Annotated in this window: 19 protein-coding genes and 1 riboswitch; of the genes, 10 read left to right on the forward strand and 9 right to left on the reverse strand. The window is 70.4% G+C overall.

Going from position 1 to position 19,863, the window contains the following annotated elements; genetic code table 11:
• Window positions 1-21: 21 nt before the first annotated feature.
• The gene (locus ACS5PK_RS17965; protein WP_439441630.1) at window positions 22-1,098 is read right to left on the reverse strand and encodes a S1/P1 nuclease; all 1,077 of its coding nucleotides are present in this window, start codon (window positions 1,096-1,098) and stop codon (window positions 22-24) included.
• Between the two features lie 138 nt (window positions 1,099-1,236).
• Between ACS5PK_RS17965 and ACS5PK_RS17970 the strand changes: the two genes are divergently transcribed.
• From ACS5PK_RS17970 to ACS5PK_RS17995, 6 genes are all read left to right on the forward strand, one after another.
• Window positions 1,237-1,593 carry a YciI family protein gene (locus ACS5PK_RS17970; protein ID WP_439441631.1) on the forward strand — a complete coding sequence of 119 codons (357 nt, stop codon included), beginning with the start codon at window positions 1,237-1,239 and terminating at the stop codon, window positions 1,591-1,593.
• A gap of 108 nt (window positions 1,594-1,701) precedes the next feature.
• Window positions 1,702-2,127, forward strand: a complete 426-nt coding sequence (locus ACS5PK_RS17975; protein ID WP_439441632.1) for a YciI family protein — start codon at window positions 1,702-1,704, stop codon at window positions 2,125-2,127.
• The gene (locus tag ACS5PK_RS17980; RefSeq protein WP_439441633.1) at window positions 2,124-2,660 is read left to right on the forward strand and encodes an SRPBCC family protein; all 537 of its coding nucleotides are present in this window, start codon (window positions 2,124-2,126) and stop codon (window positions 2,658-2,660) included. Before ACS5PK_RS17975 ends, ACS5PK_RS17980 begins: the two co-directional genes overlap by 4 nt.
• A gap of 20 nt (window positions 2,661-2,680) precedes the next feature.
• Window positions 2,681-3,079: a VOC family protein gene (locus tag ACS5PK_RS17985; protein ID WP_439441634.1), complete on the forward strand. Its 399-nt coding sequence runs from the start codon at window positions 2,681-2,683 to the stop codon at window positions 3,077-3,079.
• Between the two features lie 37 nt (window positions 3,080-3,116).
• Window positions 3,117-3,551, forward strand: a complete 435-nt coding sequence (locus ACS5PK_RS17990; RefSeq protein ID WP_439441635.1) for a VOC family protein — start codon at window positions 3,117-3,119, stop codon at window positions 3,549-3,551.
• Window positions 3,548-4,861 carry an RNA polymerase sigma factor gene (locus ACS5PK_RS17995; protein WP_439441636.1) on the forward strand — a complete coding sequence of 438 codons (1,314 nt, stop codon included), beginning with the start codon at window positions 3,548-3,550 and terminating at the stop codon, window positions 4,859-4,861. The genes ACS5PK_RS17990 and ACS5PK_RS17995 overlap by 4 nt, the downstream gene beginning before the upstream one ends.
• 6 nt (window positions 4,862-4,867) lie before the next feature.
• Here the strand turns inward: ACS5PK_RS17995 and ACS5PK_RS18000 are convergent, their stop codons facing one another.
• Together ACS5PK_RS18000 and ACS5PK_RS18005 are read right to left on the reverse strand one after the other, a co-directional pair.
• Window positions 4,868-6,691 carry a S8 family peptidase gene (locus ACS5PK_RS18000; protein WP_439441637.1) on the reverse strand — a complete coding sequence of 608 codons (1,824 nt, stop codon included), beginning with the start codon at window positions 6,689-6,691 and terminating at the stop codon, window positions 4,868-4,870.
• A 57-nt stretch (window positions 6,692-6,748) separates the two neighbouring features.
• A riboswitch (cyclic di-GMP riboswitch) is annotated at window positions 6,749-6,849 on the reverse strand.
• A 128-nt stretch (window positions 6,850-6,977) separates the two neighbouring features.
• Complete coding sequence (locus tag ACS5PK_RS18005; protein WP_439441638.1) at window positions 6,978-8,771, reverse strand: M14 family metallopeptidase; 1,794 nt, start codon at window positions 8,769-8,771, stop codon at window positions 6,978-6,980.
• Between the two features lie 154 nt (window positions 8,772-8,925).
• On the opposite strand from ACS5PK_RS18005, the gene ACS5PK_RS18010 reads away from it, so the two are divergent.
• Window positions 8,926-9,774 carry a class I SAM-dependent methyltransferase gene (locus ACS5PK_RS18010; protein WP_439441639.1) on the forward strand — a complete coding sequence of 283 codons (849 nt, stop codon included), beginning with the start codon at window positions 8,926-8,928 and terminating at the stop codon, window positions 9,772-9,774.
• On the opposite strand, the gene ACS5PK_RS18015 is transcribed toward ACS5PK_RS18010, so the two are convergent.
• Together ACS5PK_RS18015 and ACS5PK_RS18020 are read right to left on the reverse strand one after the other, a co-directional pair.
• Window positions 9,775-10,125 carry a translation initiation factor Sui1 gene (locus tag ACS5PK_RS18015; protein ID WP_439441640.1) on the reverse strand — a complete coding sequence of 117 codons (351 nt, stop codon included), beginning with the start codon at window positions 10,123-10,125 and terminating at the stop codon, window positions 9,775-9,777.
• A gap of 9 nt (window positions 10,126-10,134) precedes the next feature.
• Complete coding sequence (locus ACS5PK_RS18020; RefSeq protein WP_439441641.1) at window positions 10,135-10,734, reverse strand: DUF2242 domain-containing protein; 600 nt, start codon at window positions 10,732-10,734, stop codon at window positions 10,135-10,137.
• Between the two features lie 247 nt (window positions 10,735-10,981).
• On the opposite strand from ACS5PK_RS18020, the gene ACS5PK_RS18025 reads away from it, so the two are divergent.
• Together ACS5PK_RS18025 and ACS5PK_RS18030 are read left to right on the forward strand one after the other, a co-directional pair.
• Complete coding sequence (locus ACS5PK_RS18025; RefSeq protein ID WP_439441642.1) at window positions 10,982-12,112, forward strand: ABC transporter substrate-binding protein; 1,131 nt, start codon at window positions 10,982-10,984, stop codon at window positions 12,110-12,112.
• 33 nt (window positions 12,113-12,145) lie between these two features.
• On the forward strand, window positions 12,146-12,970 hold the full coding sequence (locus ACS5PK_RS18030; RefSeq protein WP_439441643.1) for a hypothetical protein: 825 nt from the start codon (window positions 12,146-12,148) through the stop codon (window positions 12,968-12,970).
• Between the two features lie 9 nt (window positions 12,971-12,979).
• Here the strand turns inward: ACS5PK_RS18030 and ACS5PK_RS18035 are convergent, their stop codons facing one another.
• Window positions 12,980-13,468, reverse strand: coding sequence for a GNAT family N-acetyltransferase (locus tag ACS5PK_RS18035; protein WP_439441644.1), 489 nt, complete (start codon window positions 13,466-13,468; stop codon window positions 12,980-12,982).
• Between the two features lie 312 nt (window positions 13,469-13,780).
• On the opposite strand from ACS5PK_RS18035, the gene ACS5PK_RS18040 reads away from it, so the two are divergent.
• The gene (locus ACS5PK_RS18040) at window positions 13,781-14,257 is read left to right on the forward strand and encodes an Lrp/AsnC family transcriptional regulator (RefSeq protein WP_439441645.1); all 477 of its coding nucleotides are present in this window, start codon (window positions 13,781-13,783) and stop codon (window positions 14,255-14,257) included.
• Here the strand turns inward: ACS5PK_RS18040 and ACS5PK_RS18045 are convergent, their stop codons facing one another.
• The 3 genes from ACS5PK_RS18045 to ACS5PK_RS18055 all read right to left on the reverse strand — a co-directional run bounded on the left by ACS5PK_RS18045 (window position 14,258) and on the right by ACS5PK_RS18055 (window position 19,806).
• Window positions 14,258-15,598 carry an NAD(P)/FAD-dependent oxidoreductase gene (locus ACS5PK_RS18045; RefSeq protein ID WP_439441646.1) on the reverse strand — a complete coding sequence of 447 codons (1,341 nt, stop codon included), beginning with the start codon at window positions 15,596-15,598 and terminating at the stop codon, window positions 14,258-14,260.
• A 237-nt stretch (window positions 15,599-15,835) separates the two neighbouring features.
• Window positions 15,836-16,558, reverse strand: a complete 723-nt coding sequence (locus ACS5PK_RS18050; RefSeq protein ID WP_439441647.1) for a GNAT family N-acetyltransferase — start codon at window positions 16,556-16,558, stop codon at window positions 15,836-15,838.
• A 170-nt stretch (window positions 16,559-16,728) separates the two neighbouring features.
• Window positions 16,729-19,806, reverse strand: coding sequence for a ligand-binding sensor domain-containing diguanylate cyclase (locus tag ACS5PK_RS18055; protein WP_439441648.1), 3,078 nt, complete (start codon window positions 19,804-19,806; stop codon window positions 16,729-16,731).
• Window positions 19,807-19,863 lie beyond the last annotated feature (57 nt).

Consider the following 19,863-nt stretch of genomic DNA (forward strand, 5'->3'; position numbering starts at 1 on the left):
TTCACGGCCGGAGCGGCCGCGTCAGGGCTTGGCGGCCTCGGGCCAGATCGTCTGCAGCAGCTGGGCCAGACGGGCACCGGCGCGCGCCAGTTGCTGGCGGACCAGCACTTGGCTGCGCGCCTCGTAGTCCGCCGGCAGGGTCACGACCCAGCGCGAGCCGCGCAGGCTGGACTGGCGCTCACCGAACCGCAGGCCGGCGTAGGCTGCCTCGGCTTCGTTCATGGTTTCGCTGGCCCATTGGGCAGGCCACAAGGCGGGGGGCGAGGCCATGGCCGGCACCTGGCGGGCTGCAGCCGGCAGGGCCGCCAACTGCTCTGGGTTGAGCTTGCCCGGCGCGTTGTCCCAGTAGGCATGGAGATTGCCCGCCGGCCCGTTGGGGCCCATCACGGCCAGGGCATTGCCGCCAATGGTGCGGGCCTGCGGATCATCACCCTGGACATCAGGATCCCGTCGCTGCCCTTTCTCGTCCAGGTAGACCGAGCCCACGTGCAGGGGCTGGTGCACATCGCCCAGGTCATGGACCAGCAGGGCCAGGGCCTCGCGCTCGGTCTGGAGGGCGAAGGGCCCCGGCACGGTGCTGCCGGCCAGGCGCAGGCGGGCGGCGTCCAGGGCGGCGACGATGTCGTGATCGCTGGTGCCCACGGAGCCTGCCTTGTAGCGACCGCGCTCCAGGGCCGGGTTGGTGTAGTGGTACTGCTTGTGGCAGCTCTCATCGCCGGGCTGGGGTCCGCAGGCCTCGTTGTTGCGCTTCACGTAGTCGCGCATGAGGGCCTCTTCCTCCGGCTTGTTCTCGAACGGCGCGCACTCGGGGTAGCGGCCGGTGACGGTGTAGCGGAAGTCCTTGGCCGGGTCTATGCCCTTGACGCAGTCGGGCCAGACCGCGATGTCGTGCAGGCTGACCGACCCCAGGATGCGCGCGACCTCTCGCTCTGCCCGCGTGCCCTTGATCAGCTGGGCAGCGATGTCACCCACGGCCGAGTGGCCCGTCGCCCCCCAGGCCATGGCGGACTGGTGGGGGCTGGCAGCGAGCGCCAGGGCCGCAAATGCGGTGGCCAGCGCGGAGCGCGCGGGCGTGGGGAGGGACGGGGCGTACGGCATGGCGGAACTTCCTTGACTGCGGAAGCGGCGATTCTCGGTCAAGTCCATGAACAGGCCGTGGCTGGGCGAGCTGCGCGACGCCAGCCGTGGCGCCGGGCGCACAATGCGCCATCCTTCTTTTCCGCAGAGTCCGCGCCCATGAGCTACATGCTGCTGATCCTCGAACCCCACGGCCAGCGTGCCGACCGCGGCCGCGAAGCCGGCGAGCAGGTCTACGAGCGCATGCTGCAGTTCGGTGCCGAGCTGCAGTCCCGCGGCCTGCTGCTGGCCAGCAATTCCCTGTCAGTTCGCAGCAGCCGCGTGCAGAAGCGCGACGGCGCGCTGAGCATCACCGACGGCCCCTTCACCGAGAGCAAGGAACTGGTCGGCGGATTCTTCCTGCTGGACGTCCCGACGCGTGAGGCGGCCCTGGAGATCGCCGCGCGCTGTCCCGCCGCAGAATGGGCGACCCTCGAGGTGCGCGGCGTCGGCCCCTGCTACGAGGACGCGCCCTGAGCGCCAGGCCGGGCCCGAAAAAATCTCCAGGCTGATGTCGAAATGAAGAGACCGCCTTCGTCGTACAGGCAGGGGGTCGCATGGGGCGGCCCGCCACAGGAGACGAATATGCGGTTCATGATCATGGTGCGCGCCACCGCGCAAAGCGAAACCGGCGGCATGCCCGACCCTCAGCTGATGCTGCAGATGGCCGAGTACCACGAGGCACTCTCCCGCGCTGGCGTGCTGCTGGACGCCGCGGGGCTCAAACCCAGCAATGCGGGCTGGCGCATCGAGCACGGCCCCGCGGGCAGCCGGCTTCTGGACGGCCCCTTCGCCGAGTCCAAGGAATTGATCGCCGGCTACACCCTGATCCAGGTACGCAGCCGCGAGGAGGCCATGGAATGGGCGCGCCGATTCCCGGCCCCCTTCGGCGAAGGACAGCCCGGCTGCATCGAGGTGCGGCCCCTCTATGACCTCGAGGACTTCGCGGAGCTGGAGGGCATCCAGCGCTTCAAGGCCCTGGAGGCCGAGCGCCAGGGAGGCCAGGCATGAGCAAGACCCTGGGCCTGATCGGCCTCCTCCTTCTGCTGCTGGTGGGCGTGCTCGTGCTCGCCGCCTTCCGGCCGGACAGCTTCCGCGTCGAGCGCCGCCTGCGCATCCAGGCCCCGCCCGAGACCGTCTATGGCCTGATCCAGGATCTGCACCAGTTCAACCGCTGGAACCCCTGGCTGCGCAAGGAGCCCGGCGCGCGGGGCGACTACAGCGGCCCGGCGGCCGGCCTCGGCGCCCGCTACGGCTGGCAGGGCAAGGAACTGGGTCAGGGCAGCCTGGAGATCACCGGCCTGCAGCCCGGGCGCGAGGTGCGCATGCGCCTTGACTTCATCAAGCCCTTCGAAGCGCACAACCAGGCCCTCTTCCAGATCCGCCCCCAGACCGACGGCAGCAGCGAGCTGAGCTGGGCCATGGAAGGCCCCAGCCCCTACCTCAGCAAGCTGATGGGCATGGTCTTCAATATGGACCGGATGATTGGCAGCGACTTCGAGCAGGGACTGAAGAACCTGCAGCAGATTGCCGAACAGCACTGAGATCCCAGGAGCAGCGCCGCATGCAGATCAAGTTCAGCCCCCTGCTGGTCCAGGACCAGGACGAAGCCCTGCGCTTCTACACGCAACAGCTGGGCTTCGAGCCCTGCGCCGACATCCCCATGGGGCCCTTCCGCTTCCTCACCGTGCGCTCGCCCGAAGGCCTGGCCGGCGTGGAGCTGGTGCTGCAGCCCCTGGGCTTTGAGCCCGCACGGGTCTATCAGCGCGCCCTCTACGACGCCGGCATGCCGGCGGCCGCCTTCACCACCGCCGACATCGCGACCGAGTACGAGCGCCTGCGCGCCCGCGGCGTGCGCTTCCGCGAGCCGCCGCGCGCCCTGGGCCCCATCATCGGCGCCCTGTTCGAGGACGGCTGCGGCAATCTCATCCACCTGGTTCAGCCGCTCAGGCAGCCCACCTGAGTACGGCGGGCAAGACCTGACCCTAGGAAAAATCCCCATGCATCGCCAGATCTACGTCAACCTGCCCATCGCCGACATGGCGCGTTCCCGCGCCTTCTTCGAGGCCCTGGGCTATGCCTTCAACCCGCAGTTCAGCAACGAGCAGGGCGCCTGCCTGGTGCTGGGCGAGAACCTCTACGCCATGCTGCTGGTCCATCCCTTCTTCCAGGGCTTCATCGACAAGCGCATCGCCGACGCCCGCGAGAGCACCGAGGTGCTGGTCTGCCTGTCCTGCGACAGCCGCGAGGAGGTCGACCAGTTGGTGGCCCGCGCCATCGCCGCGGGGGGCCGCGCACCGCGCCCGCCGCAGGACCATGGCTTCATGTACGGTCACAGCTTCGAGGACCTGGACGGCCACCTCTGGGAGCTGGTGCACATGGTGGACGCCAGCCAGGTGAATGCCGGCCAGGCCCCGCAAGGCGCCGCGGTGTGAACGAGGCGGCGGCCCTGCCCTCGCGCATCTCGGCCATCTGGCGGCTGGAATCGCCTGCGGTGATCGGTGCGCTGCGCCGCCTGCTGCGGGACCTCGACGAAGCCGAGGAGATCGCCCAGGAGGCCCTGCTGGCCGCGCTGGAGCACTGGCCGCGCGAGGGTGTGCCGGACAAGCCCGGCGCCTGGCTGATGACCACGGCCAAGCACCGCGCCCTGGATCGTCTGCGCCAGCGGCGCATGCAGGAGCGCCATCACGAGGCCCTGGCCCAGGATCTGGAGGCGCGCCAGGCACATGTGGTGCCCGACCTCAGCGACAGCCTGGATGAGCGCCGCGCCGACGACATCGGCGATGACCTGCTGCGTCTGATCTTCACCGCCTGCCATCCCCTGCTCTCGCCCGAGGCGCGCGCCGCCCTGACCCTGCGTCTGCTGGGCGGTCTCAGCACGGCCGAGATCGCCCGCGCCTACCTGTGCCCCGAGCCCACGGTGGCCCAGCGCATCAGCCGCGCCAAGCGCACGCTCAGCGAGGCCCGGGTGCCCTTCGAGCTGCCGGGCCCCACCGAGCGCCTGCAGCGCCTGGGCGCGGTACTGGAGGTGGTCTACCTGATCTTCAACGAGGGCTATGTCGCCAGCTCCGGGAACGACTGGCTGCGCATCGACCTCATGGGCGAGGCACAGCGCCTGGCACGGCTGCTGGCCACGCTGATGCCGCAGGAGCCCGAGGTGCAGGGCCTGCTGAGCCTGCTGGAGATCCAGGCCTCGCGCCAGTCCGCCCGACTCGACGCGCAAGGAGCGCCCGTGCTGCTGATGGACCAGGACCGCCGCCGCTGGGACAGTCTGCTCATCCACCGCGGCCTGAGCGCGCTGGCGACAGGCGAGGCCCTTTGCGCAAGGCAGGGCCTGGCGCCGGGCTACTACCTGCTGCAGGCCGGCATCGCGGCCTGCCACGCACGGGCCACGCGGGCCGAGGACACGGACTGGTCCCTGATCCTGGCCCTCTACACGCGCCTGCTGGAGGGCTGGCCTTCGCCGGTGATCGCCCTGAACCGCGCCGTGGCGCTGAGCCGCGCGCCGCAAGGCAGCGCGGCCGAGGCCTTGCTGCTGGTCGATGCCCTCGGCTCGCAGGCCGCCATGCAGCGCTACCCCTGGTGGCACAGCGTGCGCGGGGACCTGCTGGAGCGCCAAGGCCGCGGCCATGAAGCCGCCTTGGCCTTCCAGCAGGCGGCGGCGCTGAGCCTCAATGAAAAAGAGCGCGCCCTGCTGCTGCAGCGCGCGCTCGAAGCGAAGAGCAAGGACGAGAGAAACGGGTAGGCCGCCTCAGAGGCCCAGGGCCAGCGCGTAGCCGCCGGTCACGCCGGTGGTGCGCTGCACTCGCAGGACCACGGCCACGGCCGCGCTGCCGGTATTGCTGATCTGCAGCACCTGGGTCGCGCCCAGCACGCCCTTGGACAGCACCAGCTGCAGGCCGCTGCTCGTGTAGGCGCCAAGGCCGAAGCCCGAGCCGCTGCCGGCCGTCAATGTGGCCTTCAGGGTCCTGCCGGCGGGGATGCTGTAGCGGTAGTAGTCGTTGTCGCTGTTGCTGGCGATGCTGCCGCTGACGGCGGCACTGGCCACGCTGATCAGTTGGGCCGAGGTGATGCTGTCATTGGGCTCGGCCTCCTTGATGACGGTAGGTGCGGGGGCGGGTGCGGGGGTCGGACTGGGGCTCGGCGTCGGCGCGGGGGTCGGCGCGGGGGTCGGGGCCGGTGTGCTCGTCGTGCCCAGGGCCGCGTTCACGGCCGCGTTGGCATCCACGAGCCCGGCGCCGCAGCCGCTGCAGCTCGCCGGGAAGGCGCGGGCACTGTTCTTGAGCAGGCTGGCCACCTGGTCCGGCGTCAGGGTCTTGTTGGCCTGCAGCATCAGGGCCACGACACCGCTGACCACTGGCGTAGCCATGGAGGTGCCCATCATGCTGGCATAGCTGTCGCTGCCGGGCCTGGTGGTGCCCGTGTTGTAGGTGGAGAGGATGGCGCCGGTGCTGTCGCCGCCCGGGGCGGCCAGCGTGACCTTGCTGCCGTAGTTGGAGTAGGAGGCGCGCGCGCCCGTCTTGCCGGTGGCGGCCACGGTGATCACGCCGCTGCAGCTGGCCGGCGAAAAGCCCGCCGCGTCCCGGCCACTGTTGCCAGCAGCCACGACGACCACAGCGCCCTTGGCGCGGGCCGTGTTGATGGCATTCTGTGTGGTGATGTCGCATGCCCCGGCGCCCCCCAGGGAGAGGTTGATCACCTTGGCCGGATTGGCATTGACTGGCACGCCGCTGACGCTGCCGCCTGCGGACCAGACCATGGCGTCGGCGATGTCCGAGGTGTAGCCGCCACACTTGCCCAGGACACGCACGGGCAGCAGCCGGGCCTTGAAGGCGACACCCGCCACACCGATGCCATTGTTGGCCGTGGCACCGATGATGCCGCTGACATGCGTGCCATGCCAGGAGCTGTTGCGCGCCGGGCTGCCGGCGCCGCAGGCACCAGCCGCAACGAAGTCACCGGGGTCGCTGGCGTCGGCATCACGGCCGCCCCCATCTCCCGCCGTCGTGGTGTTGAGGATGAAGTCATAGCCCGGCAGCAGGCGGGGCGAGAAGTCGGCATGGGGCCGCACCCCGGTGTCGATCACGGCCACCGTCACCCCGTCTCCCGTGGCCTTGTTCCAGGCGTCGGGGACGCGGATGCCACCCACGGTGTCGAAGAGGCTCCACTGCTGGGCGTACATCGGGTCGGTGGGCATCAGCTGCGGTTGCAGCAGGCGGTCGGGCTCGATGTACTCGATATTGGCATCACCGCCGCGGAAGCTGGCGGCCAGGGCCTCGATGTCCCCGCGGGTCAGTCGACGGCTGAGCTTGAAGACCTGCGCGCCGCTGGCCATCTGGCGCAGGTGCGTGAGCTGCACGCCATGACGGTTGCCGGCGACCTGGGCGGCCAGCCGGGCGTTCTCGGTGGGAAAGGCGCCCTTGCCGGACTTGTACTTGACGATCAGGCGATCCGTCTGGGCGGCCTGGACGATCAGCCCCTCGGGGCCGACGCTGGCGGGCTGGAAGGCGGCCTGGGCCGGGGGCAGACCGGCCAACAGGGCCAGGGCCAGCAAGGTGGGCAGGGGTGTGTGCATCGCTTCGCCTCGTACTGCATCCATCGAGGCCAGTCGCCAGTCTTGAGGGGCCTGGCGGCTGGCAGCCCCGCTACCCTGGCCAGGAAACCCGGGAGGGCGCTGGCGGTAGGCCGGAGGCTTTGCGTCCCGCGCTTTCACGCGGTTTGCCGATCACGGGGAAATCCCGTAGCCGCTACAGTAGGCGCTGCGGGCGCGCAGGGCCAGCACCCCGCCGCAAGCAGCGCCCATTCCCGCGACTTTGTGCGCACCCCGCACCGTTGCGGTGCAGGGTCCGACGGCCCCGCACTCAGCGCAGCGCCTGCTCCAGGCGCATCACCGGATAGAGCCGGTAGCGCTCGTCCCAGGAGACATGGCGACGGGCAAAGAAGCTCAGACGGGCGTGCGGATCAGCAGCGAAGACGGGGTCCTCGGCAAGGCGGCGCTGGAACTCGGCGGCCAGCTGCGGATCGGCCGCCAGCTGGGCGCGCGCGACGTCCTCGGCCACATAGTCCTCCATGTACTCCTTGGTCTCGAAGGCATTGTTGAAGAGGCCCCAGGCCAGCAGGGAGTCCGGCGCCTGCGGCTCCAGCAGGGCCATCAACAGGCGCACGCCGGGCTGCGCCGTGGGGACGAAGAGGCTGCCGGCGGGCAGATCTCGAGGCTCGGGGCGCCACTGCCCTTTGAGGTCCAGGCGCTGGTGCCCCTCCACGGACTGCGCGCCGAAACGGGACTGCTCAGCGCGGAAGACCTGCACAGGCTGGGCCTGGCGCGCCGTGCCCAGGCGCTCGAAGCGCAGGCCATGCAGGCGCAGCTTCGCCGCCACCGCCTCTGCGTGGGCGGCCGGCACCAGGTAGCCGCCGCCGGGGACCGGCACGCTGAGGATAGGCACGATCTCGTCGCGCAGGGGCACACGCCAGATCTCGGGCCGGCGCTCGTCGTAGCGGGTCATCAGGGCCCCGGAGATCTCTGAGGACGTGCGGGTGTAGGCATAGCCGCGGAAGTCGATCATGCGCTGCTGCTCGCTGGCCTCGAAGGCCAGGGGCTGCGCGGTGCCCGCCAGCCGCATGGAGCGCGCATCCGCTGCCCGGGCCTGCGCCAGCCAGTCGTGACCATGGCGGGCCATCAGCTCCAGCACCGCGACCACGGTGTTGCGGGTGATGCGCACGCGGGTCGGGTAGTCCTTCCACGAATGCGTTTCCACCAGCATGCCGAAGCGGTTGCGCAGCCAGAAGTAGCCGGTAGAAAAGCGCGGCGGGGGCACGCCGTCGGCAAAACCGGAGGCGGGGTCGTCCATCTTCTGGAAGGCCATGTAGAAGGGTTGCGGCAACGAGCCCTGCACCGCCAGGGCCTCGATGACGCCGTCGCGCAGGCGCTTGCCGCTGGCGCGCAGCAGCTCGTCTCCGGCATGCACCGGCTCAACCTGGATGGACACGTCGTGCTCGAACTGAGCGCCGTCGGTCACGTGCAGATCGACGGTGGCCAGCGGGTCCCAGGCCTGGACCAGGCGCAGCATGGCCTGCATCTCCGGTGCATCGGCCTTCGCGTAGTCACGGTTGAGGTTGTAGTTCTGCGCCGTGGTCCGCCAACCCATGGCCTCGGGGCCGCGCTGGTTGGGGCGGTTCCAGGCGCCGAAGCGCTCATGGCCGTCCCCATTGAAGACAGGCACGAAGACCAGCACCTGCCGCTGCAGTGCACCTGCGGCCGCCTGACCATCCAGCACCTGGCGCAAGGCCAGGAAGCCGGCGTCCTTGCCGTCGATCTCGCCGGCATGGATGCCGCCCTGGATCAGCGTCACCGGCAGGCCGCGCCGACGCGCCTCGGCCGGGCTGAACACGCCTTGCTGGTTCGCGAGCAGGGCCCACATCGGCCGTCCCTCCGGCGTTGTGCCGAACCGGATGCAACGCACCGCGCGGGGATGGCGTTGCTGGAAGGCCTGACACAAGCGGCCGACCTCCTCGTAGCGCCCTGTGCGCACGAAGCCACTGCGCTCGGCCTCGGTGCTCAGGCCGGGTGCAGCGAGCGCCAGGCCAGGCCCCAGGAGCAGCGGCAGCATCGCGCCGCGCAGGCGCCGGGACGTCAGGGACAGCAGGGGCAATGACATGATCACGAGGAGGCCAGGAACCAGGCAAGACCTGGCACTGTAGCCAGCCCAGCCCCCGGGCGCTGCTGCGGATGGCCCGGGGTGCCTTCCGTCACCCCGCCCGCGCGCTTGCATACTGCGCCGGCCCCAAGACTTCGTCCGATCGGAGGACCCCATGAGCCTGACGCGCCGCGGCTTTGCCGCTCTTGCAAGCCTGTCCCTGATGTCCACGGTGATGGCCTCGGCCTGGGCGGGCAGCCCTGCCGACCCCAGCCCCGATGCCGCCCTGCAGGCCGCCATCGCCGGGGCGCAGCGCACGCCCGCCTTCACCTCCCGGGACGGCGCACGCCACCCCTACGAGACCCTGCGCTTCTTCGGCATCCGCCCGGAGATGACGGTGGTCGAGCTCAGCCCCGGCGGCGGCTGGTACACCGAGATCCTGGCGCCCTATCTGCGTGAAAAGGGCCAGCTGATCCTCGGCGCGGACGACCCGCAGTCCACCAATGCCTACCGCCAGCGCAGCGGCCAGCGCCTGAAGGAGAAGCTGGCCGCCGCCCCCGCGGTCTACGGCAAGGTGCAGATGCATGTGTTCGAGGTGCCCGGACGCCTGCAGTACGCAGCACCGGGCTCGGCCGACCTGGTGCTGACCTTCCGCAACGTGCACAACTGGATCGAGGCCGGTGGCGAGCCGGCCGTCGCCGCCGTCTTCCGCAGCGCCTTCGAGGCCCTGAAGAAGGGCGGCAGCTTCGGCGTGGTCGAACACCGCCGCCCGGCCGCGCAGGCGCAGGACGAGAAGGCCAGCAGCGGCTATGTGCACGAGGCCTATGTGATCCGCGTCGCCGAGTCCGTGGGCTTCAAGCTGGCCGCGCGCAGCGAGGTCAATGCCAATCCCAAGGACACGGCGGACCACGAGAACGGCGTCTGGGCCCTGCCGCCCACGCTGGCCAACAAGGACAAGGACCGCGAACGCTACACCGCCATCGGCGAGAGCGACCGCATGACCCTGCGTTTCGTGAAGCCCTGATCAGCCGCCGGCCCGCTTGGCCGGATGGCCCTGGGCGATCAGCCAGGCGGTGACGCGCTCGGCGTGGTCGCCCTGGATCTCGAGCTGGCCGTCCTTGCAGGTCCCGCCGCTGCCGCAGGCCGTGCGCAGCTGCTTGCCCAGCGCCTGCAGGGCGGCGTCATCCAGAGGCAGGCCCTTGACCAGGGTGACGGTCTTGCCGCCCCGCCCCTTGCTCTCGCGCCAGACCCGCGCGATGCCGTCGCCCTTGGGCCGGGCCGCTGCCTGGCCGCAGCGGCAGGCCGTCAGCGCCGCCCGGCACTGCGGACAGGTGCGCCCCAGCTCGGTGGAATAGACCAGGCGGCTGCTGTTCATCTCGCCCCCTCAGCGCTGGCGCATCACCGCGGCGCTGCCCGCACCCGTGCCCTCGCCGGATTGCTCGCCGAGCATGCGGTGCATCAGGGCGAAGAAGCGGTCGTAGAACTCGCCGGCCGGGATGGTCTCGGAAGCTACCTTGACCATGGAGTCCTGCGAGGCCGCCAAGGGCACGGAGATCGAACCAATGGCGCTGACGCCGATGCTGGTGGAGTTGGCGCTCTTCTTGATCGCGTAGCGGTCCTGCTGCGCCGAGACGAAGGCCGTGGCGAGCTGGGCATTGCGGCCGTCGGGTACGCAGACCACATTGAAGTTGATCTCCACATGCACCTCGCCCTCGGGCTGGAAGCGCTTGGTGCCGCTGACGGCCCCCGCCTTGCCCGGATTGATCAGGTAGCCCTGGCTCAGCAGCGCGCGACGCGCCGCCTCGCAGGTGTCTTCCATGGAGGCGTCGAAGAGGCGGGAGAAGGTCTCCTCGGCCTGGAAGCGCTCGTTCTGGTAGACCGAGACTTTGCCGGGCTCGCGGCCAGGCACGGGGATCGCACAGCCGGCCAGCAGACAGGCTCCGGCCAGGCTGGCCATGGTGACGGCTGTCCATGTTCTGCTCATCGATCGATCTCCCTCACACACCCTCGGCTCCCGCCACTGCGGGCCGGCGCAAAGGGCGCCGGCTCTGGTCCCGCATTATCCCGGTCGCAGGGGACCGGGCCCAGGAAGACACCCCCTGCGCCAAGGGCTGCCCACAGGGCCAGGCGGGCGGGGCATCGTGCCAAAGCACCGCTTTGCGCACACGGCTGCGCGGGCCTGGCCCCAGGTCAAGCCCGGGGCCGGGCGGCGAGCGCACAATGCAGCCGTCATGCCTGATGCCACCGTGCCTTCGCGACGCCACAGCCTTGCGGCCCTGCTCGGCCTGGGGCTGGGGCTGGGACTGGGCGTCGAACTCGACGCCAGCGCCGCTGCCGAGGAGGACCTTCGCATCGGCAGCTCGGCGGCGCTCAGCGGGCCCGCGGCCCAGCTGGGCCTGCGCTACCACGCCGGCATCCGAGCCCAAGTGGAGGCACTCAACCAGCAGGGCGGCGTGCAAGGCCGCAAGCTCGTGATGGACCTGCGCGACGACGGCTACGAGCCCGACCGTGCCGAGATCAACACGCGTCAGCTGGTCGAGGACCCCCGCGTGCTGCTGCTGTTCGGCTATGTAGGCACGCCCACCAGCCGCGTGGCTCTGCCCTACCTGAAGCGCCACGGCATCAGTTTCCTGGGCGCCTACACAGGCGCCAGCATGCTTTACGAGCCCGGCCCCGGCCGCATCTTCAGCGTGCGGGCCAGCTATATGGACGAGTCCATCGCCCTGGCCGCCGCCATGAAGCAGGACGGCGTGCAGCGCTTCAATGTGATGCTGCAGGCCGATCTCTTCGGCCGTGCCGGCCTGGAGGCCATACGCGAGGCGGCCCTGTCCCTGAAGCTGCAGCTCCAGGCCTCGGCCACGGTCAAGCGCAATTCGACCCAGATGGACGAGGCCCTGGACGCCCTGATCAACCGCGAACCCGCCGAGGCCGTGTTCATGATCAGCACCTACGAGACTTGCGCGACCTTCATCCGCCAGGCGCGCAACCGGGGCTACAAGGGCCGCTTCTACCTGCTGTCCTTCGTCGGGCTGGAGCCGCTGAAGGAGTCCCTGTTGGGGGACATGCGCCACATCCGCGTCGCCCAGGTGGTGCCTGACCCTCATGACGCCAGCCTGCCCGTCGTGGCGGCCTACCAGAAGGCCATGCTGGCCCGTGGCGACCGGCAGTTCGATTCGATCAGCCTCGAAGGCTATGTCGCGGCGCGCGTGCTCACCGAGGGCCTGCGCCGCATCCGCGGCCCCATCAACCGCGAGAGCCTGCAGCAGGCGCTGGCGACCCTGGGTGAGCTGGACCTGGGCGGCTTCAAGCTGCGCTACCAGGAAGAGTCCCACCGTGGCAGCTCGCTGGTGATGGTCCGCTGACCCTGGCAAGGCCAGACAGGTAGAGTGAGGGGCATGCCCTCCTTGCCCCCCTTGCCGCCGCAGCTGCCTGCGGCCCTGCTCCTGCTGTGCGCCCTGGCGCCCGGCCCCGCCCTGGGGGCACCCGAGCCCTGGGCCGGCACGGCGTACATCCGCCAGGAGGTCCGCCGCCATTTCGAGGGGCAGGCCCACGGCCTGGGCCGGCAGACCATGGGCGCGCTCTTCGACCAATGCAACGCCTTCCGAGCCGCGGCCGGCCTGGCACCGAACTCGCCGCCAGCGGACCTGCTGGACGGCGTGGACACCGAGATCGTCGAGCGCTACTACGACACGGGCAAGGCACTGACCTGGGTGAGCCGCTACGGCCTCACGCCGACGGACCTGCAGCGCTGGCTGGACGAGGGCGCCAGAACGCCCGGCGTCCCGCCTGCGCGTCCGCCGGACTGTTCCCTGTACAAGAAGACGGACCTCAGTGTCGGCGAGCTGTGGGTGGACGGCGTCCGCTACGAGCTGCGTCATGACAAGAAAGCCATCGGCTCGCGCCGCCATCCCAGCCTCGTCGCGCGGGACATGGGCTTGCCGCTCACAGAGGACCCGCCCAGCCTCATCCTGGGCCAGCGCTGCCGCCGCCTGGACAGCCGGAGCAGCCCGCTGATCAGCGGCGAAAGCTGCCTCTGGTTGCTGTTTCCCGCGCAGCAGTACCTCAACTGGCCCTGGATGCTGGAAAGCCGGGCCATCCTGGGCCGCGGCCCTCATGCGATGGTGGAAGAGGTGCGCACCCTGGCGCTGAGCGTGGGTCGCGCCAGCCCCAAAGACATCTTCAGGATCCCCGAGGGCTATACCGTGCGCATGCTGCCCTGAGCCCGGCGCTCAGCCCGGGCGCTGGACTTCCCACACGCCGACCCAGTCCTGACGCTCGTCGGCATGGTGCCCGGCCAGGCGGAAACCGGCCTTGGCCAGCACCCGCTGCGAGGGCAGGTTCTCAGGCAGCACCTCGGCCCGCACGACCTGCACCCCCGCCGCCCAGGCCTCCTCCAGCATGAGCCGCACGGCGGCGGTGGCCAGCCCCTGCCCCTGCTGGCCCGGGGCGACCTGGTAGCCGATCTCCACCCGGCCCTCGCAAGGCGCACCCTTGAAGCTGATATTGCCCAGGTAGCGCCCATCGCTGGGGCGGCACATCATGCGGCTGACAGCCCAGCACGGCGCGCAGCCCTCGCCCAGCAGGGCCAGGGCGCGTCGGTGCACGCGTTCGGGCGGCAGGGCGCCAGGCTCCACGCGGTCCAGCCAGCCGGCGGGCCACTGTCCAGCTTCCAGCAGGCGCAGATCCTCCAGGCTCAATCGTTCAAGGGTCAGGTCCATGCCGGCATTGTGGCGCCGCGCTGAGCGTCACAGGCAGTGCCGCGGGGCACCCAGGGGCCGCCGCCGCCCGCCCCCCAGGCCCTGAATGGCCAAGGCCCCAGCACGCTTGTGGCGCCTGGGGCCTTGACTGCAGGGGGAAGGGCCGTCGTGGGCCGGTCCTGCTCCGCGGAGGTCTTGCCCGGGCGGTGGAGGCTTGCTGTTTGCAGTGAACTCAGTGTAGGGAGGAGGCCTGGGCAGAAAATTGCAAAGATGCCTTTCTTCTTTTTTTGTTTGGCATTAAATTGCCCAATCTGAACAATCTAAGCAATTTGCATGGAACTGGACCGAATAGACCGCCAGATTCTGGAGATTCTTCAGCAGGAAGGCCGCATCCCAAACCAGGATCTGGCGGATCGCGTGGGCCTCTCGCCCTCGCCCTGCCTGCGCCGGGTACGCGCCCTGGAGGACAGCGGCCTGATCGCCGGCTACCGGGCACTGCTGGATGCCCGCAAACTGGGCCTGAGCCTGATGGCGCTGGTGCACATCTCCATGGACCAGCACACGCCGGAGCGATTTGCCAATTTCGAGGCCTCGGTGCGCATGCTGCCGGAGGTGCTGGAGTGCCTGCTGATCACGGGTCAGGCAGCCGACTACCAGCTCAAGCTGTGGGTGCGTGACATGGACCATTTCCAGAGCCTGCTGCTGGGCAAGCTCACCCGCATCACCGGGGTGACCGGCGTGCATTCCAGCTTCGTGCTGCAGCATGTGATCAGCCGCACGGCGCTGCCGCTGGATGCGGCGCAGGCCTGATCAGGCCTCGGGCCGAGGCGCAGGCGCGCTTGCCGCCGGCTCCACCACCACCCGCGCATAGCGCTGGAAGCTCCAGTAGGCCCAGGCCCAGTCCAACAGCACGACCAGGCGGTTGCGAAAGCCGATCAGGAAGTAGATGTGGACGAAGAGCCAGAACAGCCAGGCCGCATAGCCCGAGAACTGCAGCCAGCCGAGGTCGGCCACCGCGGCCTTGCGGCCTATGGTGGCCAGGGCGCCGTAGTCGCGGTAGCGGAAGGGCTTCAGCGTGGCCTCGCGCCCCCGCACAGCAGCGAGGATGCTGTGCGCCGCATGGGCACCCATCTGCTTGGCGGCCGGGCTGACGCCGGGCACGGGGCGCAGGCGCCCGTCCGGCTCCTGGCTCTGCGCGGCGGCCAGGTCGCCGATCACGAAGACCTCCGGATGGCCGGGGATGCGCAGCCAGCCATCCACCTGCACCCGGCCGACCCGGTCCAGCGGCACGTCCAGCAGACGGCCCAGCGGCGAGGCGGCCACGCCCGCGGCCCAGACCACGGTGCGCGCCTGGATGCGCCGCTGCCCGGCAACCTCGCCCTGCTGCACGCTCACGCCCTCCGCATCGATGCCCACCACGCGGCAGCCGGTTTGCACCTCCACGCCCAGGCCGCGCAGCTGCGCCTCGGCCTTGTCAGACAGCGCGGCCGGCAGGGCCTGCAACACCCGGTCCGAGCCCTCCAGCAGCAGCACGCGAGCCCGGGCCGGATCGATGCGGCGGAACTCGTCGCGCAGGGTGTGGTGGGCGATCTCGGCCAGGGTGCCCGCCATCTCGACCCCCGTGGGTCCGCCGCCGATCACCACAAAGCTCAGGTGCGCTGCCTGCCGTGCGGGGTCGGGCTCCAGCTCGGCCTGCTCGAAAGCCTTGAGCACGCGGGCACGCAGACGGAAGGCATCCTCCAGGGTCTTGAGGCCCGGAGCATGCTCGGCCCAGTCGTCATGCCCGAAGTAGCTGTGCGTGGCGCCGGCCGCCAGGATCAGGAAGTCGTAGCCGAGCTGCTGCCCATCGGCAAGACGCACGCAGCGGTTGGCCTTGTCGATGCCGCAGACTTCCGCCATCAGCACGGTGACATTGCGCTGGCGACGCAGCATGTGCCGGATGGGCGCTGCAATGGAGGGCGCCGAGAGCCCCGCCGTCGCCACCTGGTACAGCAGGGGCTGGAAGAGGTGGTGGTTGCTGCGATCGACCAGGGTGATGTCCACCTCCGCGCCGGCCAGGGCCCGCGTGGCGGCCAGGCCGCCGAAGCCGCAGCCGATGATGAGCACCCGCGGACGGGGGGATGAGGCGGTGCTGGGGGGCTTGCTGTCCATGGGAATCATTGTGCACAGCAACAATCACCCAGTCTGGCGACTGGGCATGCCGCAATGGCATGGACCGCAGGCTGGCCTGCATGAGCCGCGCGCTGCGCGCACCGCGCTCAAGAGCCGCCCGCCTGGCGGCCGGGCTTCCCACGCGGCGACAGACCAGGAAGTGCCCTGCCGCCAGGGCCAGGCCGAAGAGCGCGATGGTGGCCAGACCCACGCCGTCGCGGGCCGGTGCAGCGCTGCTCAAGAGGCCCTCGCGATGACGGCCACCTGCACATCGCTGCGCCATTGGAAGCCCAGGCTTTCGTAAAGGGCGATGGCCGCCTCGTTGCTGCGCCAGGCGTGCAGGAAGGGGCGCTCACCGCGGGCCTCGATCTGCCGAGCCACGGCGGCGGACAGGCGGCGTGCCAGGCCCAGTCCGCGGAAGTCGGGATGGGTGCAGACCCCGCTGACCTCGGTATGGCCCGCCACGTGCATGCGCTCGCCCGCCATCGCGGCCAGGCGGCCCTGCAGGCGCACGCCCAGGAAGCGGCCCATGCGGTGCGTCTGCGCCAGGAAGGGGCCGGGCTGGGTCAGTTCGGCCAGGGCCAGCATCTCGGCGGCATCGGCATCGCCCAGGGGCTGGATGTCGGGGTGCGTCGGCTCATCGGCCAGCGAGCGCGTGGCCAGCATCTGCACGCCCTGGGCTGTCTTGAGCGCCACGGCGCCAGGCGGCAGTCGCAACGCCGGCACCTGCAGCAGGTAGAGCGAGCCCCGGGCCGGCAGCAGCCGGGACAGGGCGTTCAGAGCCTCGGGGCTGTCGTCCGCGGCGGCGGCAAAGAGGTGGATCTCCGGACGATAGCGGCGCGCCAACGCATCGCCCAGGGCCAGGTCTTGCTGCGGGCCGCTGAGGCTGTGCCATACCGGTCGGTTCAGCAGCTGCTCAGCCGGCAGGGAGTCTGGAGGCGGGGATGCGGCCATCGTCATGTCGAGGAACTCCTGAAACCGGCAGGCGGTAGGCGGTAGGCGGTAGGCGGTAGGCGGTAGGCGGTAGGCGGTAGGCGGTAGGCGGTAGGCGGTAGGCGGTAGGCGGTAGGCGGTAGGCGGTAGGGCGAGACTAACAGATACCCTGCCTACCCAGCCCTGCCCTGCTTCGCTCAGCCACCCAGGCGAACACGGCTGCGCCGCACCGTGAGCCCGGCCGGCGGCTGGCCCAGCCACCAGTCCTTGGGCAGGTGCAGCGGCGTCAGCCCCTGCGCACGTTCGACCCCCACATGACCGTCCCTGCCCTGGGCCTTGGCGGCATAGAGCGCCACGTCCGCCAGGCTCAGGCTGGCCGCCCAATCCCAGGCCCGAGGTTCCTGGGGATCCAGGGGGAAGGCCGACCAGCCCAGGGACACGGTCACGGGGATCTGCCGCCCCTCGCCGATGTCAAAAGGACTCTCGCGCACAGCCGCGCAGGCGCGCTCGGCCAGCTCGGCCGCCCCCGTCCGGCTGCTGTCCCGCACGAGCACCAGCACCTCTTCGCCCCCCCAACGAACGAGGGAGTCCGTGCCGCGAAATACACGGCGCAGCCGCTCGGCCAGCTGCACCAGCACGGCATCGCCGGCCCCATGGCCGTAGACATCGTTGACCCGCTTGAAATGGTCCAGGTCCAGCAACATCAGCAGCAGGTCGCTGTCCGGGCCGGGCTCGATGCCATCCGTCTCGAAGCGACGCAGGCACAGATTCAGGTCGTCCTCCAGGCGCAGCGCCAGGTAGCGGCGGTTGCGCAGGCCGGTGAGGGTGTCGGTCAGGCTGGCCTCGCGCAGCTCGACGGTGCGCGCATCCACCAGGGCGCGCAGTTCGACCTCGCGGCTGCGCAGGCGCCGGGTGCGCCACTGCACCCATCCCCACAAGGACAGCAGCAGCAGCACACCGGCACCGGCCCGCGCCCACCAGGTCTGCCACCAGGCGGGCAACAGCTCGATGGGCAGGTCCAGCGAGGCCATGCGGCCAGCGCCCTGCTGGGGCATGGCCCGCATCTGCAACACATAGCGTCCAGGCTTGAGTGGACCGAAGCTGGGGCTGCGGGCGCTGGCGTCCACACGCGTCCAGTCGGTGTCCTGGCCCAGCAGGCGGTACTGATAGCGCAGCCTTTGCGGATCGGCGTAGTCCAGGCCTGCGAACTCCACGGTCAGCGTGCGCGTGCCCGGCTGCAGGGTCAGGCCTTGCTGCAGGCGCTCCGGGTGGTAGGGCTGGCCATTGAGGCGCAGCCCGCTGATCACCATGGGCAGTTCACCCGTGGGCGGGGCATAGGCCTCAGGCTGCACGCGCAGCAGGCCGCGGCTGCCACCGAACAGCAGCCCGCCGCCCGGCAGCTCGCAGCTGGCGAAGAACCAGAAGCTGCCGAAAAAGGCCCCCTCGGCCGGCCCGAAGGCGTCGATGCGATCAGCGCGGGGGTCGTAAACATAGAGCTGGCTCCAGATGCGTCCCTGTGCGTCCTCGTGCAGATTGCCGCCGAACACGCCCTGCACCTCATGGCGCTCGCTGATGCGCTCGAAGCGGAAGCGCCCCTCGGCGTCCACGCCGACGCGGCGGTGCAGTCCACTGACTGGCGTATCCACCCACAGCGTGCCGTCACGCGACCACAGCAGGCCCATGACGATGGGGCTGCCCAGCGACTCCTTGGGCGACTGCGCCACCGCCACGAGGCCGGCGGGGCCTTCGATGAACAGCCCCTGCTGCCCACCCACCCACAGGGCATGGCTGCCCGGCTCCTCGCGCAGCACATAGATGCCGCCCTGCAGCGCCTCGCCCCCGGCCAGGCTGACTCGCTGCAGCGCGGGCGCATCGGGCGACGGCAGCCGATACAGGCCTTCCTGCATGCCCAGCCAGACTTCCCCGGTGCGACGGATCATCACCTGCTGCGCCCGCGCGCCGTCCAGTGGCCAGTCCCGCAGCAGGCGGCCGTCCAGGCTGCGGTGCTCCAGCCGCCCGGCCGACGCCAGCCACACGCTGCCATCCGGGGCCTGGTTGAGCGCGTCGACCACGTCTCGACGCTCGCGCGGCCAGGCGCCCAGCGTCGCCAGTGCCTGCCCCGGTCGGCCGTCCAGGCGCACCACGGGACCCAGCTGCGTGGGCGCCAGCACCTCGCCGTTGTGCAGGCGCAGCAAGGCGCGAACGTCCAACTCGCGCAGGGGGCTCTGGGAATCGTTATCTGGCCCACGCACGGCCAGGGCCGGGTGATCCTGATGGCGCTGCAGGCCCAGGCCGTAGCCACTCACCCACATCACGCCCCATTGATCGCGCAGCAGGCCGCTGACGTCATTGCCCGCCAGGCCACGCAGATGGCGGGGATCGTGGCGCAACCAGGCTTCGATGCTGCCGCGGTTGGGATCCAGCCAGAGCAGGCCTTTCTTGCCGCCGACCCAGATGCGGCCATCCTCGGCCTCCGCCAGCGCCTGCACCGGCGCCTTCAGATCCTGCACCCAGCGCGCCTGGCCCTGCTCCACCACGCCCAGTCGGCCGTCCTGCGTGCCGAACCAGAGGCGGCCGGCACGGTCTTCCGTCATGGCCAGCACGGTGGCCTCGTCCTGCGGGCCCGGCAGGGCGATGTTCGTCCAGACCCCGCTCTGGCGGCGCGCCAGGCCCCGCCAGTGGCCGGCCCAGACCACGCCGTCATGGGCGACGGCCAGGGCGGTGATGCGCTGCTCCTTCTCGCCCTTGATCGTGATGTCCTGGCGCTCGAACTGCCTTTGCGCGGGCAGATAGCGTTGCAGTCCGCGGCCCAGGCTGCCCACCCAGACGGTGCCGTCGCCGTCTTCGGCCAGGGCGCGAATGGGGGCATGACTCCCTTCGCGCCCTTCGGCGCTGCCCAGGGCCTGCAGGCGATCCTGCTGGGGGTCGTAGACCACCAGCCCCTGGAACTCGGTGCCGATCCACATGCGCCCGTCGCGGGCGGGTGCCAGCGCCCTCACCCAGCCCAGGTTGCGGCTCGCGGCCGTGGGGCCTTCCTGCTCGACAGGGCGCAGGCGATAGCCGTCGTAGCGGGTCAAACCCTTGATGGTGGCCACCCAGATGAAGCCGCTGCGGTCCTGGGCGAGCGTGGGCACCGTGTTCTGCGGCACCTCGATGCTGCGGAACTGCGCATCGAGCACCTCGCCAGCGAAGGCGGAGGAAGCCGGCAGACCGGCCCAGGGGAGGCCCATCCACAGGAACAGCAATGCGGACAGGCGCAATACAGCTCGATACATGAAGGCGGATGATAAGCAGCCTCCGTGCAGGCCCCGCAAAGCACCCGTCGCGCAATG

Origin of the sequence: Roseateles sp. DB2, from assembly GCF_051857535.1 — a bacterium.
Taxonomy (GTDB): Bacteria; Pseudomonadota; Gammaproteobacteria; order Burkholderiales; family Burkholderiaceae_C; genus Roseateles_B.

What these genes read in the sequence shown, in the direction of transcription:
- ACS5PK_RS17965 (WP_439441630.1), bottom strand. Translation starts at nt 1,098, where the DNA reads ATGCCGTACGCCCCGTCCCTCCCCACGCCCGCGCGCTCCGCGCTGGCC.
- ACS5PK_RS17970 (WP_439441631.1), top strand. Translation starts at nt 1,237, where the DNA reads ATGAGCTACATGCTGCTGATCCTCGAACCCCACGGCCAGCGTGCCGAC.
- ACS5PK_RS17975 (WP_439441632.1), top strand. Translation starts at nt 1,702, where the DNA reads ATGCGGTTCATGATCATGGTGCGCGCCACCGCGCAAAGCGAAACCGGC.
- ACS5PK_RS17980 (WP_439441633.1), top strand. Translation starts at nt 2,124, where the DNA reads ATGAGCAAGACCCTGGGCCTGATCGGCCTCCTCCTTCTGCTGCTGGTG.
- ACS5PK_RS17985 (WP_439441634.1), top strand. Translation starts at nt 2,681, where the DNA reads ATGCAGATCAAGTTCAGCCCCCTGCTGGTCCAGGACCAGGACGAAGCC.
- ACS5PK_RS17990 (WP_439441635.1), top strand. Translation starts at nt 3,117, where the DNA reads ATGCATCGCCAGATCTACGTCAACCTGCCCATCGCCGACATGGCGCGT.
- ACS5PK_RS18000 (WP_439441637.1), bottom strand. Translation starts at nt 6,691, where the DNA reads ATGCACACACCCCTGCCCACCTTGCTGGCCCTGGCCCTGTTGGCCGGT.
- ACS5PK_RS18005 (WP_439441638.1), bottom strand. Translation starts at nt 8,771, where the DNA reads ATGTCATTGCCCCTGCTGTCCCTGACGTCCCGGCGCCTGCGCGGCGCG.
- ACS5PK_RS18010 (WP_439441639.1), top strand. Translation starts at nt 8,926, where the DNA reads ATGAGCCTGACGCGCCGCGGCTTTGCCGCTCTTGCAAGCCTGTCCCTG.
- ACS5PK_RS18015 (WP_439441640.1), bottom strand. Translation starts at nt 10,125, where the DNA reads ATGAACAGCAGCCGCCTGGTCTATTCCACCGAGCTGGGGCGCACCTGT.
- ACS5PK_RS18020 (WP_439441641.1), bottom strand. Translation starts at nt 10,734, where the DNA reads ATGAGCAGAACATGGACAGCCGTCACCATGGCCAGCCTGGCCGGAGCC.
- ACS5PK_RS18025 (WP_439441642.1), top strand. Translation starts at nt 10,982, where the DNA reads ATGCCTGATGCCACCGTGCCTTCGCGACGCCACAGCCTTGCGGCCCTG.
- ACS5PK_RS18030 (WP_439441643.1), top strand. Translation starts at nt 12,146, where the DNA reads ATGCCCTCCTTGCCCCCCTTGCCGCCGCAGCTGCCTGCGGCCCTGCTC.
- ACS5PK_RS18035 (WP_439441644.1), bottom strand. Translation starts at nt 13,468, where the DNA reads ATGGACCTGACCCTTGAACGATTGAGCCTGGAGGATCTGCGCCTGCTG.
- ACS5PK_RS18040 (WP_439441645.1), top strand. Translation starts at nt 13,781, where the DNA reads ATGGAACTGGACCGAATAGACCGCCAGATTCTGGAGATTCTTCAGCAG.
- ACS5PK_RS18045 (WP_439441646.1), bottom strand. Translation starts at nt 15,598, where the DNA reads ATGGACAGCAAGCCCCCCAGCACCGCCTCATCCCCCCGTCCGCGGGTG.
- ACS5PK_RS18050 (WP_439441647.1), bottom strand. Translation starts at nt 16,558, where the DNA reads ATGACGATGGCCGCATCCCCGCCTCCAGACTCCCTGCCGGCTGAGCAG.
- ACS5PK_RS18055 (WP_439441648.1), bottom strand. Translation starts at nt 19,806, where the DNA reads ATGTATCGAGCTGTATTGCGCCTGTCCGCATTGCTGTTCCTGTGGATG.